This is a genomic window from Clostridium sp. TJA038, from assembly GCF_058310255.1.
This window is the reverse complement of record NZ_JBZEFA010000001.1, coordinates 260,214-275,212: the sequence shown is the minus strand read 5'-3', so window position 1 is coordinate 275,212 and position 14,999 is coordinate 260,214. Positions and strand designations below refer to the sequence as shown.

At 27.0% G+C, this 14,999-nt stretch carries 17 protein-coding genes and 1 other annotated feature; of the genes, 12 read left to right on the top strand and 5 right to left on the bottom strand.

Annotated elements, in window-relative coordinates:
• Positions 1-276: 276 nt before the first annotated feature.
• The 5 genes from AC4FQV_RS01295 to AC4FQV_RS01275 are packed head-to-tail and all read left to right on the top strand — an operon-like array spanning position 277 to position 4,614.
• Complete coding sequence (locus tag AC4FQV_RS01295; RefSeq protein WP_491139269.1) at positions 277-816, top strand: helix-turn-helix domain-containing protein; 540 nt, start codon at positions 277-279, stop codon at positions 814-816.
• A 30-nt stretch (positions 817-846) separates the two neighbouring features.
• Positions 847-1,893 (top strand): spermidine/putrescine ABC transporter ATP-binding protein, encoded by a 1,047-nt coding sequence (gene potA, locus AC4FQV_RS01290; RefSeq protein WP_491139270.1) that lies wholly within the window; start codon positions 847-849, stop codon positions 1,891-1,893.
• On the top strand, positions 1,893-2,735 hold the full coding sequence (locus AC4FQV_RS01285; protein ID WP_491163941.1) for an ABC transporter permease: 843 nt from the start codon (positions 1,893-1,895) through the stop codon (positions 2,733-2,735). The genes potA and AC4FQV_RS01285 overlap by 1 nt, the downstream gene beginning before the upstream one ends.
• Positions 2,732-3,532: an ABC transporter permease gene (locus AC4FQV_RS01280; protein WP_491139272.1), complete on the top strand. Its 801-nt coding sequence runs from the start codon at positions 2,732-2,734 to the stop codon at positions 3,530-3,532. The genes AC4FQV_RS01285 and AC4FQV_RS01280 overlap by 4 nt, the downstream gene beginning before the upstream one ends.
• A 2-nt stretch (positions 3,533-3,534) precedes the next feature.
• Positions 3,535-4,614, top strand: coding sequence for an ABC transporter substrate-binding protein (locus AC4FQV_RS01275; protein WP_491139273.1), 1,080 nt, complete (start codon positions 3,535-3,537; stop codon positions 4,612-4,614).
• Positions 4,615-4,678: 64 nt separating this feature from the next.
• On the opposite strand, the gene ndk is transcribed toward AC4FQV_RS01275, so the two are convergent.
• Positions 4,679-5,095, bottom strand: a complete 417-nt coding sequence (ndk, locus tag AC4FQV_RS01270) for a nucleoside-diphosphate kinase (RefSeq protein WP_491163936.1) — start codon at positions 5,093-5,095, stop codon at positions 4,679-4,681.
• 156 nt (positions 5,096-5,251) lie between these two features.
• On the opposite strand from ndk, the gene AC4FQV_RS01265 reads away from it, so the two are divergent.
• Positions 5,252-5,521 (top strand): acylphosphatase, encoded by a 270-nt coding sequence (locus AC4FQV_RS01265; protein WP_491139275.1) that lies wholly within the window; start codon positions 5,252-5,254, stop codon positions 5,519-5,521.
• Positions 5,522-5,571: 50 nt separating this feature from the next.
• Here the strand turns inward: AC4FQV_RS01265 and AC4FQV_RS01260 are convergent, their stop codons facing one another.
• Positions 5,572-5,715 (bottom strand): hypothetical protein, encoded by a 144-nt coding sequence (locus AC4FQV_RS01260; RefSeq protein WP_491139276.1) that lies wholly within the window; start codon positions 5,713-5,715, stop codon positions 5,572-5,574.
• Positions 5,716-5,776: 61 nt separating this feature from the next.
• Complete coding sequence (locus AC4FQV_RS01255) at positions 5,777-6,343, bottom strand: hypothetical protein (RefSeq protein ID WP_491139277.1); 567 nt, start codon at positions 6,341-6,343, stop codon at positions 5,777-5,779.
• Positions 6,344-6,525: 182 nt separating this feature from the next.
• On the opposite strand from AC4FQV_RS01255, the gene AC4FQV_RS01250 reads away from it, so the two are divergent.
• Complete coding sequence (locus AC4FQV_RS01250; protein WP_491163932.1) at positions 6,526-7,797, top strand: D-alanyl-D-alanine carboxypeptidase family protein; 1,272 nt, start codon at positions 6,526-6,528, stop codon at positions 7,795-7,797.
• A 39-nt stretch (positions 7,798-7,836) separates the two neighbouring features.
• Here the strand turns inward: AC4FQV_RS01250 and ppaX are convergent, their stop codons facing one another.
• Positions 7,837-8,478 (bottom strand): pyrophosphatase PpaX, encoded by a 642-nt coding sequence (gene ppaX / locus AC4FQV_RS01245; RefSeq protein ID WP_491139279.1) that lies wholly within the window; start codon positions 8,476-8,478, stop codon positions 7,837-7,839.
• Between the two features lie 123 nt (positions 8,479-8,601).
• Positions 8,602-8,856, top strand: a binding site (T-box leader).
• 146 nt (positions 8,857-9,002) lie between these two features.
• Between ppaX and asnA the strand changes: the two genes are divergently transcribed.
• From asnA to AC4FQV_RS01220, 5 genes are all read left to right on the top strand, one after another.
• The gene (asnA, locus tag AC4FQV_RS01240) at positions 9,003-10,013 is read left to right on the top strand and encodes an aspartate--ammonia ligase (RefSeq protein ID WP_491139280.1); all 1,011 of its coding nucleotides are present in this window, start codon (positions 9,003-9,005) and stop codon (positions 10,011-10,013) included.
• 96 nt (positions 10,014-10,109) lie between these two features.
• Positions 10,110-10,931 carry a tetratricopeptide repeat protein gene (locus AC4FQV_RS01235; RefSeq protein ID WP_491139281.1) on the top strand — a complete coding sequence of 274 codons (822 nt, stop codon included), beginning with the start codon at positions 10,110-10,112 and terminating at the stop codon, positions 10,929-10,931.
• 109 nt (positions 10,932-11,040) lie between these two features.
• Entirely contained in the window at positions 11,041-11,418 is a 378-nt protein-coding gene (locus AC4FQV_RS01230) for a CidA/LrgA family protein (protein WP_265917766.1), read from the top strand.
• On the top strand, positions 11,411-12,121 hold the full coding sequence (locus tag AC4FQV_RS01225; protein WP_491139282.1) for an LrgB family protein: 711 nt from the start codon (positions 11,411-11,413) through the stop codon (positions 12,119-12,121). The genes AC4FQV_RS01230 and AC4FQV_RS01225 overlap by 8 nt, the downstream gene beginning before the upstream one ends.
• 95 nt (positions 12,122-12,216) lie before the next feature.
• Positions 12,217-12,672: a hypothetical protein gene (locus AC4FQV_RS01220; RefSeq protein ID WP_491139283.1), complete on the top strand. Its 456-nt coding sequence runs from the start codon at positions 12,217-12,219 to the stop codon at positions 12,670-12,672.
• Between the two features lie 106 nt (positions 12,673-12,778).
• On the opposite strand, the gene AC4FQV_RS01215 is transcribed toward AC4FQV_RS01220, so the two are convergent.
• Positions 12,779-14,941: a type IA DNA topoisomerase gene (locus AC4FQV_RS01215; protein ID WP_491139284.1), complete on the bottom strand. Its 2,163-nt coding sequence runs from the start codon at positions 14,939-14,941 to the stop codon at positions 12,779-12,781.
• Positions 14,942-14,999 lie beyond the last annotated feature (58 nt).

The following is a 14,999-nucleotide window of genomic DNA, read 5'->3' as shown; positions in this document are numbered from 1 at the left end:
CCACAAATTGTGAAATTTTTTAATCATTATTTAATAATTCACCTCTTATTGTTTAGTTATACTAAATTAAATAATAATCTTTTGTAAACTCCATAACATTTTTTTCCTTATAACCTTGCTAAATCACTATATTTAAGAGAAATACTAGGTATTAATATTTTTTCATTTTTTTGTTGATTTTTATCTTAAATATATATATAATTATTTATGTTTGTTTAGTAATTTTAAACTTAAAGTTTAGTAAAACTTATATTAATTGAAATTGAGGTGTATATCTTGGAAATAGGAGATAAAATCAGACGTCTAAGGGTTGCCAAACAATTAACTCAAGAAGAATTAGCAAATAGATGTGAATTATCAAAGGGGTTTATTTCTCAACTAGAAAATGACTTAACCTCTCCATCTATAGCTACTTTAATAGATATTTTAGACATATTAGGAACTAACTTAACAGAATTTTTTAGTGAAGACACTAATGAAAAAATAGCTTTTTCTAAAGATGATATGTTTGAAACTGAAAACGAAGAATTAAAATATAATCTTATGTGGCTAGTTCCAAATGCTCAAAAAAATGATATGGAACCTATAATGATAACTTTAGAACCAGGTGGACAATATATTGAAGAAGAACCTCATGAAGGTGAAGAATTTGGATATGTATTATCTGGCTCTATATATTTACACTTAGGAGATAAAAAAGTAAAGGTGCGTAAAGGAGAAAGCTTTTATTTTAAACCTAAAGCAAACCACTATATTTCCAATGCAGGAAAAATTTCTGCAAAGGTTTTATGGGTAAGTACTCCACCATCATTTTAAATAAATTTTAAGAAAGCAGAGGTGTTAAATTTGAAAGATAATATTATTGAATTAAAAGGAATAACAAAATCTTATGGAAAAGATACAATTTTAGATAATCTTTCTTTAAATATAAAAAAGAATGAATTTCTAACTCTTTTAGGACCTAGTGGATGTGGTAAAACTACAACTTTAAAAATTATAGCTGGATTTGAAAGTGCAGATAGCGGTCAGGTTGTCTTTGAAAATAATATTATTAATGATATACCTCCTTATGAAAGACAATTAAATACTGTTTTCCAAAAGTATGCTTTATTTCCTCATATGAATGTTTATGAAAATATAGCCTTTGGATTAAAAATCAAAAAAATGTCTAAGGATGTCATAGATAAAAAAGTTAAAGAAATGCTTAAATTAGTAGCTCTTGAAGGTTATGAAAAAAGAGATATCGATGCTTTAAGTGGTGGTCAACAACAAAGAGTTGCAATTGCTAGAGCCTTAGTAAATGAACCAAAGGTACTTTTATTAGATGAACCTTTAGGTGCTTTAGATATGAAACTTAGAAAAGAAATGCAACTAGAACTAAAGAGAATACAACAAAAATTAGGTATCACTTTTATTTTTGTAACTCATGACCAAGAAGAAGCCTTAACTATGTCAGATACAATAGTTGTTATGAATAAAGGAGAAATTCAACAAATGGGCTCTCCTGAAGACATTTATAATGAACCAAAAAATTCTTTTGTTGCTAAATTTATAGGTGAAAGTAATATTGTTGATGGAATAATGTTAGAAGATTTTAAAGTTCAATTTGCAGGAAAAACCTTTAACTGCGTAGATAAAGGTTTTGATAAAAATGAAAAAGTTGAAATTGTAATAAGACCTGAGGACTTTGAAATGGTTAAATATGAAGAAGGAATGCTAAAAGGAACTGTTACTTCTGTTATATTTAAGGGAGTTCACTATGAAATAGATGTAAAAGATGAAGAAAACACTTGGATATTACACAATACAAAACATGCAGAAATAGGTTCAAAAATAGGATTATCCTTAGACCCTGAAAGCATACATATAATGAAAAAAGAGAGTGAACATTAATGAAAAACAAAAAAAATAATTTATCTTTTGCAGCTTATCCATATGTTTTATGGAGTGCTATATTCATAGTTATTCCTTTACTTTTAATAGTTTTCTTTAGCTTTACAAATAAAGTAGATGGTCATTTTGTATTTTCTTTTGATAACTTTAAAAGATTATTTGAGCCTATATATTTTACAGTTTTTGTACGTTCTCTATGGCTTGCTATTTTATCAACTGTTGCTTGTTTAATTTTAGGGTACCCTATAGCATATATAATTTCTAAACTGCCTATAAAGAGAAGAAATATTTTAATACTTCTATTTATATTACCAATGTGGATGAACTTTCTACTTAGAACTTATGCATGGATGGCCATATTAGGTAAAGATGGAATTATAAATACTCTTTTAGGATATTTAGGTATTGGTCCTATAAAGATGCTTTATACTGATGGTGCTATTTTACTTGGAATGATTTATAACTTTTTACCATTTATGGTTATACCAATATATACTGTACTTATAAAAATCGATAAAGACTTAGTTAATGCATCTTATGATTTAGGAGCAAACAAGGCACAAACTTTTAGAAAAATTATATTACCTCTTAGTATTCCTGGAATAATTTCTGGAATAACTATGGTATTTATGCCTGCTGTATCAAACTTTGTAATCCCTAGCCTTTTAGGTGGTGGAAAATACATGTTAGTAGGTAATCTTATAGAACAACAGTTTACTACTATAGGTAACTGGAACTTTGGTTCTGCTTTATCAATATTTATGATGATATTAATTTTAATTTCAATGGCATTCATGTCAAGATATGAAAAGACTGGAAAAGAAGGAGGTAAACAGCTATGATGAAAAAATTAGGTGCTTTTATATCTAAATTTTATTTATTATTAATTTTTATATTTTTATATGCACCAATAGTAACACTTATGATTTTCTCTTTTAACAAGACAAAATCTATGGCTGTTTGGGGTGGCTTTACCCTTGATTGGTATGGTTCTTTACTAGAAAATGATAGGATAATATCAGCCCTTTACTATACTATTTTAATAGCTGTAATAGCTTCTGTTGTATCAACAATTATAGGAACTATAAGTGCTATTGGAATTAATAGTATGAGAAGAGGACCTAGAACATTATTATTAAATATAAACTACTTACCAGTTTTAAACCCTGATATAGTTACTGGTATATCTTTAATGAGCTTATTTGCTTTAGGTGGTGTACTTTTTAATTTAAAACCAGGTTTTTGGACTATGCTTTTAGCTCATATAACTTTTGATATTCCATATGTTATATTATCAGTTTTACCTAAGTTAAGACAGTTACCTCCAAACTTAGTAGATGCTGCTCTAGATTTAGGTGCAAAACCTTCTTATGCTTTAAGAAAAGTTGTTATTCCTCAAATAATGCCAGGTATAGCAGCAGGATTTTTAATAGCATTTACAATGTCTATAGATGATTTTGTTATAAGTTTCTTTACTACAGGTCCTGGAGTTTCTAACCTGTCTATTGAAATTTACTCAATGGCAAGAAGAGGTATTTCACCAGAAATAAATGCACTTTCAACTTTAATGTTTATAGTTGTATTAGCTCTTCTTCTTATTGCAAATAGAAAGCAATCCTTAGTAAAGGAGGAAAATTAACTATGAAACTAAAAAAATTTTTAACTTTACCTTGTTTAGTTATCCTTTTATCTTCAGTATTTCTTGGATGCGGTAAAAAAAATGAAGAAGAAGTACAGGATAAAAACAGTAATGTTTTATATGTATATAACTGGGGTGATTACATAGACCCAGAACTTCTTACAAAATTTAAAGAGGAAACAGGAATAGAAGTTAAATATGATGTTTTTGATACTAATGAAATTATGTACCAAAAATTAAGTAGTGGTAATGTATCTTATGATATAATAATTCCTTCTGACTACATGATAGAAAAAATGAAAAATGAAGATATGTTAGCTAAAATAGACTATAATAATATTCCTAATTATAAATATATAGGAGAACAATTTAAAAATTTAGCTTATGACGAAACTAATGAATACTCTGTACCTTATATGTGGGGAACAGTTGGTATAATTTATAACACAAAAAAAGTTACTGACCCTGTAGATAGCTGGGATATTCTTTGGAACACAAAATATAAAGATCAAGTTATTATGCCAGATAGTGTTAGAGATGCTATGGCCGTTGCTGAAAAAAAATTAGGTTATTCTCTAAATACAGAAAATTTAAATCAAATCGAAGAAGCTAAGGAAGAACTTATGACACAGAAAAAAGATGGTTTAATATTAGCTTATATGGTTGACCAAGTTAAAGATGCTATGGTAGGAGAAGAAGCCTCTCTTGCTGTAGCCTGGTCTGGAGATGCAGTTACAATGATAGAAAGAAATCCAGATTTAGCTTATGCAATTCCTAAAGAAGGTTCAAATAAATGGTTTGATGCAATTGCAATCCCTAAAAATGCTAAGCATAAAGAAAATGCAGAGAAATTTATAAACTTTTTATGCGACCCTGAAAATGCTAAACAAAATGTAGAATATATTGGTTACTCTACTCCAAACACAGCTGCCTATGAACTTTTACCTGAAGATATACGAGATGATAAAGTTGCATATCCTTCAGAGGAATCTTTAAAAAATTGCGAGGTATTTATAGACCTTCCTCCTGATATTCTTAGAAAATATGATGAGGCATGGCTAGAAATAAAATGTGTTTATTAAAAAAAATAAAACCTATATTTTAAAATATAGGTTTTATTTTTTATTTAAATTTATAAAATTTTTTCTAAGAAAATATATTTGGAAACCAAAGTTTAATTTCCTTTTTAGCACTTTCTAAAGAATCTGAGGAATGAACAGAATTTTCAGTTTTAGTTAAAGCAAATCTTCTTCTTATAGTTCCAAAAGCAGCCTTTTCTGGATTTGTATCCCCATTTATTTTCCTTATTTTATCTATTGCATCCTCTCCTTCAAGAATTAAAGCTACAAGAAAACTTCTTGTTATATATTTTATTAGAGAATCAAAAAAATCCTCCTCTCTATGTTCTTCATAATGTTTTTTTGCAAAATCTTTATTTATTTTTTTCATTTCTATGGCTCTAATTTTTAAGCCTTCTCCTTCATAAACTTCTAGTATTTTCCCTATTAAATTTCTCTCTACTGCATCAGGTTTTATTAAAACAAGGCTTTTTTCTAAACCCATTAAAACTCCTCCTAAAATATTTATTTTATATATATTATACATTTTTATTCCTATTTATGTAAACATTAACATAAATTGTTTTTATTTTATATATTATTTATAAATTAGAGAATATCTTTAATATGTAATATAATTAAATTAGGAGGTGTCTTTACTATGATTAGAAAAGAATTTTTTATAAAAGGCAAGGTTCAAGGGGTGGGCTTTAGATTTTTTTGTAAATATCAAGCCTCTCTATTATCCCTAACTGGATATGCTAAAAATTTAGAAAATGGAGATGTTCATGTAGAAGTTCAAGGAGAATATTCTTCCATAGAAACCTTTAAAACTAAGCTTTTACAAGGAAATGGCTTTTCAAAAATTACATACATTGAAGAAAATGACTTAAAATTATGTCCTAGAGAAAAAAGATTTGCTATATATTAAAAATAAAAAAGGTCCCATTAAAGTATTAATAGGGACCCTTATTCTATTTTTTACAAATCACAACTATCCTGCTCATAGCCATACTTCAAGGTTTTATTAGTAAACTCATCCCTACTCTTATAAGAAATGAAAGTTCCATTATCTGCTTCAATGTTACCTTTATTTTTTTGTTTTTTTACTTTTTTATTTTTCATATATATATCACCTTCCTTAAATTTATTATTTCAAGGCAATATTTTTTATATACAAAAAATATTATAAGTTATACCACATTTCCTCTACACTATCAAAATCATCTAAAACTTTATTTATTAAAGCTATAGCTTCTTCATTACTCCAAGTTTCATACTTCTTCTTTTTAACAACATTTATTATATTATCTTCTCTACTTTCCTTAATTAAAGAAGACTTTTCGCAAGATTCTTTATATTCCTTAATATCCTCTTTAATAGTATTAATTATATATATTGTTTTAACTCTATTATTTTCTTCATCCCTAAAATCAATTAATATAGTATCTTGTTTAATAAGTTCATTTAAAAACTCAAGATGCCAGTTAAATCCATAGTTTAACCATAAATCATATGTATTTTCTATCTTTTCATCAAATCTTAGCATAATTAGAAGTAACTCTAATTTATTATTACTTATAATACTACTTTTTAATCCAACTAATACATTGTCTTCAATATCTTTTAAAACCTCAAAATAATCCTTAACAAATATTATAGGGACTGCTTTATTTTCTAATTCAACTACTAAAGGAATTAAAGTTCCTACTTCACTATTTTTCAAAATATCATTTACAGTTAAAGCTGCCATATTATCACATCCTAAATATTATTTAATTGCTATAAATATCCTTTATATTATATAAGATATTTCCTATAAATACCACAAATTTAAAGCTTTACATAGCTTTATTTATTATTTATTGTTATTATGCCCTATAGATGTTATAATAGAAAAAGTTTAATTAGACTTTTTATTAGGAGAGATGAAAATTGATTAAAATTAAGAAAAAGCTTTTAAGTTCAATGTTGATTGCTCTATCAGTATCACTTTTTACTCCAGCAAAAGCAAATGTTATGGCTTCTGAAGTTACTGCACCTAACATAGCTGGTAAGTATGCTGTAACTTTAGATTATGATACCGGCGAAATAATTTATGCAAAGGAAATTGATGAAAGAGCCTACCCAGCTAGTACTACAAAAGTTATGACTAGTCTTTTATTTGCTGAAAATGCTTCAAAAAATGACTCTTTTCCATATACTGCTGATGCAAAGGCACAGCAACCTTATACTTTAAATGATAGCTACGGTCCAATTCCTGTAGGAGAAGGAATGAATGCTAACGACTTAATGAAAGCCTTACTTATGTTTTCCGCAAATGATGCAGCTTCAGTAATTGCTGATGGAATTGCTGGAAGTCCTGAAAAATTTAGTAATATGATGAATGAAGAAGTAAAAAAACTTGGATTAAAAAACACTCATTTTGTTACTCCAAATGGACTACATAATGATAATCATTACTCAACAGCCTATGATTTAGCTGTTATTTTACAAAATGCTTTTAAAAATCCTTGGGTTAGTGAAACTATGGGACTTAAAGAAAGTGATATAACTATAAACGGAAAAAAAGTACTTTTACAAAATAGAAATAAAGAACTTGGAATAAACGGAAATATTGGTGGAAAAACTGGATTTACAACTCCCGCTGGAAGATGTTTAGTATCAGTTTATGAAAGAGATGGAAGAAAAATAGTTGGTACTGTTTTAAATTCTCAATATGATGCTAAAGACGAAATTGTATTTAACGATATGAATAAAATAATAGATTATAGTTATGCTGTAAATAGAGTTCCTTATATAAAAGCTGGAACAACATTAGCTACACTTCCTGTAGAATATAAGCTTTTTAGATGGTTCGGCCCAACTAAAACTATAGAAGTGCCTTTTGTTGCAACAGAAGATATAAACTATTATGATAACTATGTAAACAAAGAAGAAACAACAGAAGAAATCAAATTAAATGGCTTAAATGCTTGGCAATTAGCCTCTAAACCTGAATCTGCTTCTGTTACAGTTTCTCAAAGAGCTTATGTAAAAGACTATCCTGTGAAAGCAGACATAGGAACTTTCACTCTTATAAAAGCTAATTTCTTAAGTTACTTAGGAATATTTGTTTTAGCTATTGTTGTAGTATTAGTAATACTTCTTATAATAAAAACTATAAATACAAGAAAACGTAGAAGACGTAGAAGAAATATCTTCTAAATAAAAAAAGATTTAGTCTATGACTAAATCTTTTTTATTTTACTTTATGTCTTTAATGACTTCTAAAATCTCTGAAGGTTTATCTATGTAAAAATCTGCCTTACTTTCTTTTAATTTTTCTATTGGTAAAGCTGTATAGTTAACTCCACAGGTTTTTGTCTTAGCATTTTTACCTGCTAAAATATCATAGGGAGAATCTCCAACCATAAGTGCCTCATTAGGAGATACTCCTAAAATCTCACAAGCTTTTAATACAGGCTCACCATAAGGTTTATGTTTTTTAGTGCATTCTGGTGTTATAAACACATCAAAATAATCAAATATTCCCATTAACTTAGCACCACGCTCTGCCATATCTTTCTTTTTAGAAGTTACAACTCCAATCTTAATCCCCTTATTTTTTAAGGCTTTTAACATTTCCTTAACTCCCAAAAATTCTTTACACTCTTTATCATGTAATTCCAAATTTATTTTTCTATAAGTATTAATCATCTCCTCTATTTTTTCAGAATCATAATTTTTAAAAATCTCTTGAAGCGGCTTACCAAAATTTAAACTTATTTCTTCATCACTTAATTCTAAATTTAAAATAGATTTAAATGTATGTTTAAATGATTTTAAAATTAAATCATTGCTATTTATCAAAGTACCATCTAGGTCAAATAATACTGCTTTTATCATGGTTTTCTCCTTTTATAAAGTATATATTTTTTAATAATTATATCATAATTTTAATTTTTTTTTAAAAAACCCCTTCACAAATTAAGAATTTTAGTATATATTAATTATTAAATAAATAAATTGTACAAAGCATTGATGGGAAAAAGTAATCCTAGGAAAGAGTTTCAGCGATTGAGGAATGGTGTAAGCCTCATACTATACCTTTGATGAAGAACATCCTTGAGCTTCTAACCGAACTTCAATTTTGAACAGTAGACTTAGACGGGTTTCTTTCCGTTAAAAGAAGGACAGTGTTATAAAGCACTGTTTAATAAAGTGAGTGCATTTGTACTAACATAGGTGGTACCGCGGAGATGATATTTAGCCTTCGTCCTATTAACATATAGGATGAGGGCTTTTTTATTTTATCAATTATACTAAAAAATTATTTATTTTATATATAAAATACTTTGGCCAAAAAATTATAAAAAAATCTATGTAACAAAAGATATAGGTAAATTTAAATTTAAGGAGTTGTTTAACAAATGGAAAAATTATTCATACCAGAAGGATATAAGCCTTTATTATCTCTTAGAGAAACAGAAGTTGCAATTAAAGAATTAAAGGACTTTTTTGAAGATACATTAGCAAAAAATTTAAACTTAACAAGAGTTTCTGCTCCCCTATTTGTAAATAAAAAGTCTGGATTAAATGATGATTTAAATGGTGTTGAAAGACCAGTAAGCTTTGATATGAAAGCTATGAAAGATGAAGATATACAAATTGTCCATTCTTTAGCTAAATGGAAAAGATTAGCTCTTCATAGATATGAATTTAATCCTGGAGAAGGTTTATATACTGATATGAATGCTATAAGAAGAGATGAAGACTTAGATAACATTCACTCAATTTATGTAGACCAATGGGACTGGGAAAAAATAATACATAAAGAGGATAGAAATTTACAAACTCTAAAAGAAACTGTTAAAGCAATATATAAAACCTTTATAGATACTGAAGACTTTGTATGCTCAAAATATCCTCATATAGAAAAAATACTTCCAAAAGAAATAAAATTTATAACTTCTCAAGAATTAGAAAATTTATATCCAAACCTTACTGGTAAGGAAAGAGAAACAGCAATATGTAAAGAATTTGGTGCTGTATTTATTATAGGAATTGGTGGAAAATTAAAATCTGGAAAAAAACATGATGATAGAAGTCCAGATTATGATGATTGGTCATTAAATGGAGATTTATTATTTTACTACCCTCTATTTGATGAAGCTATAGAACTTTCCTCAATGGGAATAAGAGTTAGTGAAGAAAGTCTATTAAAACAATTAGAAATAGCTAACTGTGAGGAAAGAAAAAATTTACCTTTCCATCAAATGCTTCTTGAAGGAAAATTACCATACACTATAGGTGGTGGAATTGGTCAATCTAGAATTTGTATGTTCTTTTTAAGAAAAGCTCATATAGGAGAAGTTCAAGCTTCTATGTGGGATGAAGAAATGATAAATACTTGTGAAAAAAATAATATATATCTTTTATAATAAATATAAAAACTTTAATTTTAACAATCTATTATCCTCCTTGTAAATATAGTATAATTTTCTTAATAAAATAATACTAAAAGGGGGATAATTATTATGAAAAGCTCTATTATATTAAATAATTTATTTAATATCCTTGCAATAATTCTTGTAGTTTTTCTAATGCTTAAAATTAGTATGCTTTTGGGGAGCCTACTTCTTATATCATTTTTAATTTTTAAACTATCTATAAATAAGCATTTAATCTACATGTTTAAAGGAGCTAAAAAACTTAAAGCTAACAAAACAAAAGAAGCTTTATCATTTTATAGAAAGGCTGCTCTATGTAATAGCTCTAATGTAAACTCAATAAAAACATATATCTTCTTAGAATTAAAGTATGGCTCTTATAAAAAAGCTTTAGAAAGCTTAAATATAATTCTATCTAAAAGAAAATTTTTACCTAAAGATGCTAATAAAATTGACTTACTTCAAGCTATAATATACTGGAAATTAAAAGATACTAAAACTTCCCTTAAAATATTGAAAGATTTAAAAGAAAATAATTTTAAAGATTTAGATTTTTATGAAGTTTATAGTTATGTATTAATAAAAGCAGAAGATTTTGAAAAGGCAATTTCTATAAGTAATGAAGGGTTAAAAATTGATGATTTAAGCCAAATAATAAGAGCTAATCTTGGAGAAATATTTTATAAAATAGGTGATTTAAAAAAAGCTTACTTTTACTTTAATGAACTAATCGAAGAATGTGTAAATTTTTCTGAGCCTTATTACTTTATGGGAATTATTTCAAAGGAAAAAGAAGATTTCTATAAGGCTAAAGAATTTTTTAATAAGGCACTTAAGTATGATGAGTCTATTTTAAGTAACCTATCAAAAAATGATATAGAAAACGCTTTAATAAGTATAAATCCTTAATTATTGTAATATTTGATTATAGCTTTAATTTTAAATTCATTCTATAATGTATAAGGAACTTTAAAATGTTCCTTATATTTTTTGAATAAACAAAGGAAGTGATTATCTAGTGAAGCTTTTAAGAGAAATGCTTATAGTTGTATTTATATACTTCTTAGGCGAGTTTATTTCTAAAAGTTTTATACATAGTGTACCTGGAAATATTATAGGAATGTTAATATTACTAGTTTTACTATGTACTAAAGTTGTTAAAGTAGAGTCTATTGACTGCGTAGCTCAATTTTTCTTAGATCATTTAGCCTTCTTCTTCGTTCCTGCAGGAGTTGGACTTATGACATCTGTTGGATTATTAGAAGGAAATGTTCTTAAATTATTATTTATTTGTATAGCTTCAACTTTTGTTGTAATAGGAGTTACAGGTTTAGTTGTTCAAACTTTAATAAGAAGAAAAGAAAAAAAACTACTAGGAGATGAAGTTAATGAATAATCTTATTAATAATCCTTTATTCGGAATTTTATTAACTCTTTTTGCTTTTGAAATTGGTATGACCATATACAAAAAGACCAAAATTCCCCTACTTAATCCTTTATTAATATCTATTGCAATTATAATCGCAGTTTTAGTTACTTGTCATATAAGTTTTGAAACATATAACATAGGTGGAAGTTTTATAAATGCTTTTTTAGGACCTGCAACTGTAATATTAGCAGTACCTTTATATAAGCAGTTACAGCTTTTAAAAAATCATTTTGTTCCAATAATGACAGGAATAATAGTTGGAAGTTTTGCCTCTATGTGTTGTGTTATAATAATGGGATACTTCTTAGGAGTTAAGCATGAGCTTATAGCTTCTTTAGTTCCTAAATCAGTTACTACTCCAATCGGTGTTGAAGTAGCTAGTGGACTTGGTGGAATACCTTCAATAACAGTTATAGCTGTAATAATAACTGGTATAACTGGAGCAATTATAGCTCCTATGGTTTGCAAAGTATTAAGAATAGACCACGAAGTTGCTATGGGAGTTTCTATGGGTACAGCTGCCCATGCTGTTGGAACTACTAAAGCTTTAGAAATAGGTGAAACTCATGGTGCTATGAGTTCATTATCTATAGGAGTTGCTGGATTAATAACAGTTTTCCTTGCACCACCTATATACATGCTTTCAGCCTTTATATTAAAATTTGTTTAAACAGTGAATAAAATTCACTGTTTTTTTATTTTATCCTATATTTTCTTTAATTATAGATATACTAAGTTTATAATCTATTTTTAAGGAGAAAAAAGATGAAACTACAAAAAAAAATTTTAATGATTTTAAGTTTAATAACCCTTTTAAACTTTAGTTCTTTATCAATAAACGCAAAGCCCCTTAATATTTCTAAGAATTTAAATAAAACAGAACTAATTTATGAAGTTACTTCTTTTTCAACAGAAAAGGATAAATTAAACCTTATAATAAATAAATTATTTAAACAAAATAATACTTTATTTATAGATGCCTATCTCTTAAATACAACAGAAAATATAACTTTTGAAAAATTAGAAAACTTCAATATATCTTTATATGATACTAATAACAAAGAAATTTTATCAAAAAATTTTAAAACAGTACTTATTCCAGAAGGTCTCTCCTCAAATAAAGGAAGAAGAATTTTACTACCTGTAGAAAATCAATTTTTTAATTTAAAAAATAAAGATTTCTCAAAATTAACTTATAAATTTACCTTTGACTATTATTAAAAGTATAAATAAAAAAGTTTTATGAAAAATAAAATATTTTAGGGATATGCCCTTTTAAAAAAAGTGCATATCCTTATTTAATACTTTATAGTTTCATAAAACCTTACTAAATAAACTCCATTCTCCAAGTAAAATATCCTTTATCCTTATCTTTTTCATATATAAAATAGGCTGCAAAGGTATTTCCTTTTTTACTTTTTAAATTTCTAAAACCAACTTTTCCATTAGCTAATAAAATCTTTACCATTTGTGCTGTAACTTGCTTCCCAAACGATGCTATGTACTTATCATTTTTCCATATTGTATATTTACAACCATTTTTCCAGTTAACACAACCAAAACCTTTTTCTCCTTCTATAACTGGATTTCCACAGTTTGGGCATTTTCCTAAAATCTCTACACCCTCTGGAGCTTCAATCTTAAAATTTTTAACCATAGAATCATCATTTTTTATAGCATTAACACCTTCTATAGTAAAGTTTTTTATAAGTTTTAAAAAATCTTCTTTTTTAACTTTTCCTCTTTCAATATCAGAAAGTGTTTTTTCTAACCTTCCTGTATATTCTAAATCTAAAAGTTCCTTGACAGGAAATATTTCAACTATAGTTCTACCAAGCTCTGTACAAGTTAAACTTTTTCCCTTTGTAGTAACATATCCTACATCCTTAAGCTTTTTTATTGTTTCAGCTCTAGTAGCAGGTGTTCCTATACTAAATCCACTTAATATTGAAGCCATCATTTCTTCATTATCTTCTTCAGAATCCTCTTTAAAACTCTTTCCACAGGTCTCCATTACTCTAAGTAGTGTTTTTTCTGTATGCTTTTTAGGTGGCTTTTTTGTAACCTTATTAATTTTACTATCTACTAAATCTACAACTTCCTTTTCCTCTACCCTTGGAAGAATTGTATCTTTACTATCTATTTTTTCAACAACTCTCCAACCTTCTACAAGTTGAACCTTTCCCTTTGAAATGAAAACTCCCTTAACAGAACTTTCTTTTACTTTAGTAGTTATTTTAGTTTCTTCAAATTCAGCTATAGGCATAAATTGCATAATAAATCTATTTTTAACTGCATTATATACTATATTTTCATCTTGTGTTAAATTATTAGGCTTAATATACGTAGGAACTATAGCACTATGACTTTCTACTTTTGAATTGTCAAAAATTCTTTTATTTTTTACAAACTTTATTTCTTTCTCATAGGGTAATCCAATTTTTAGTTTCTCTAAAACATTTCTAGTTCTATCAACTAAACTCTCCTCTAGGGCAATACTCCCTGTTCTAGGATAAGTTATAAATTTCTTTTCATATAAAGACTGTGCTACCTTTAAAACCTTATCTGAAGTCCATCCCTTATATTTACTTGTTATATATCCTTGAAGATTAGAAAGATTAAATAAAAATGGTGGATATTCTTTTTTTCTTTCTGTTTGTTTTTCAATAATCTCAGCATTTTTTTCCTTTATCTTTTCCTTAATTTCTTCTAAAAACTTTTTATCCTCAAATTTTTCTGAGTTATTTTCATAATAAGTTCCCTCAAACTCCTCATTTTTTAAAGTTTTAAAGATTGTATTTAACTTATAATATGAACTTGCCTTAAAATTTTCTATTTCCTTATCTCTATCATAAATTATTTTTAAAGTAGGAAGTAATACTCTACCTATATTTAAAATCTTTCCTTCATTTAATCTGTATTTTATAGTAGTTACAGAAGTTAAATTTATACCTATTATCCAATCGGCCCATTGCCTTCCTATACCAGCATCTTGAAGAGATTGCATCTGTTCATTAGGCTTTAAATTTTCCATTCCTTTTTTCACTTCATCAGAAGTCCATTCATTTAATAAAAGTCTATATACTGGTTTTTTTTCATTAAAATAAAGAAATATTTCATCTGCAATTACTTGTCCTTCTCTATCAAAGTCAGTAGCAGAAATTATACCATCTACATCTTCTCTATCTATAAGATTTTTTATGATTTTTATTTGCTTTTCTGCACCCTTGTCAGTTATATTTCTATTTAACGAATCTTGCTTTATTTTATATCTAAAAACCTCTGGTATAAAAGGGAACTTCTCCATTCTCCACCCTTTCATATTCTCATCATAATCCTTTGCATCAAAAAGTTGTAGTAAATGACCAAAAGCCCATGTTATAAGATATTTTTCGCCTTCAAAGTATCCATCTTTTCTTTTCTTTATATTAAAAGCATCTGCAATATTTCTAGCAACAGATGGCTTTTCAGCAATTATTACCTTTTTCAAAGTACCACTCCTAATTTATAATTCCTTTTATTTTCTTTATATTTTTACATTATATCCT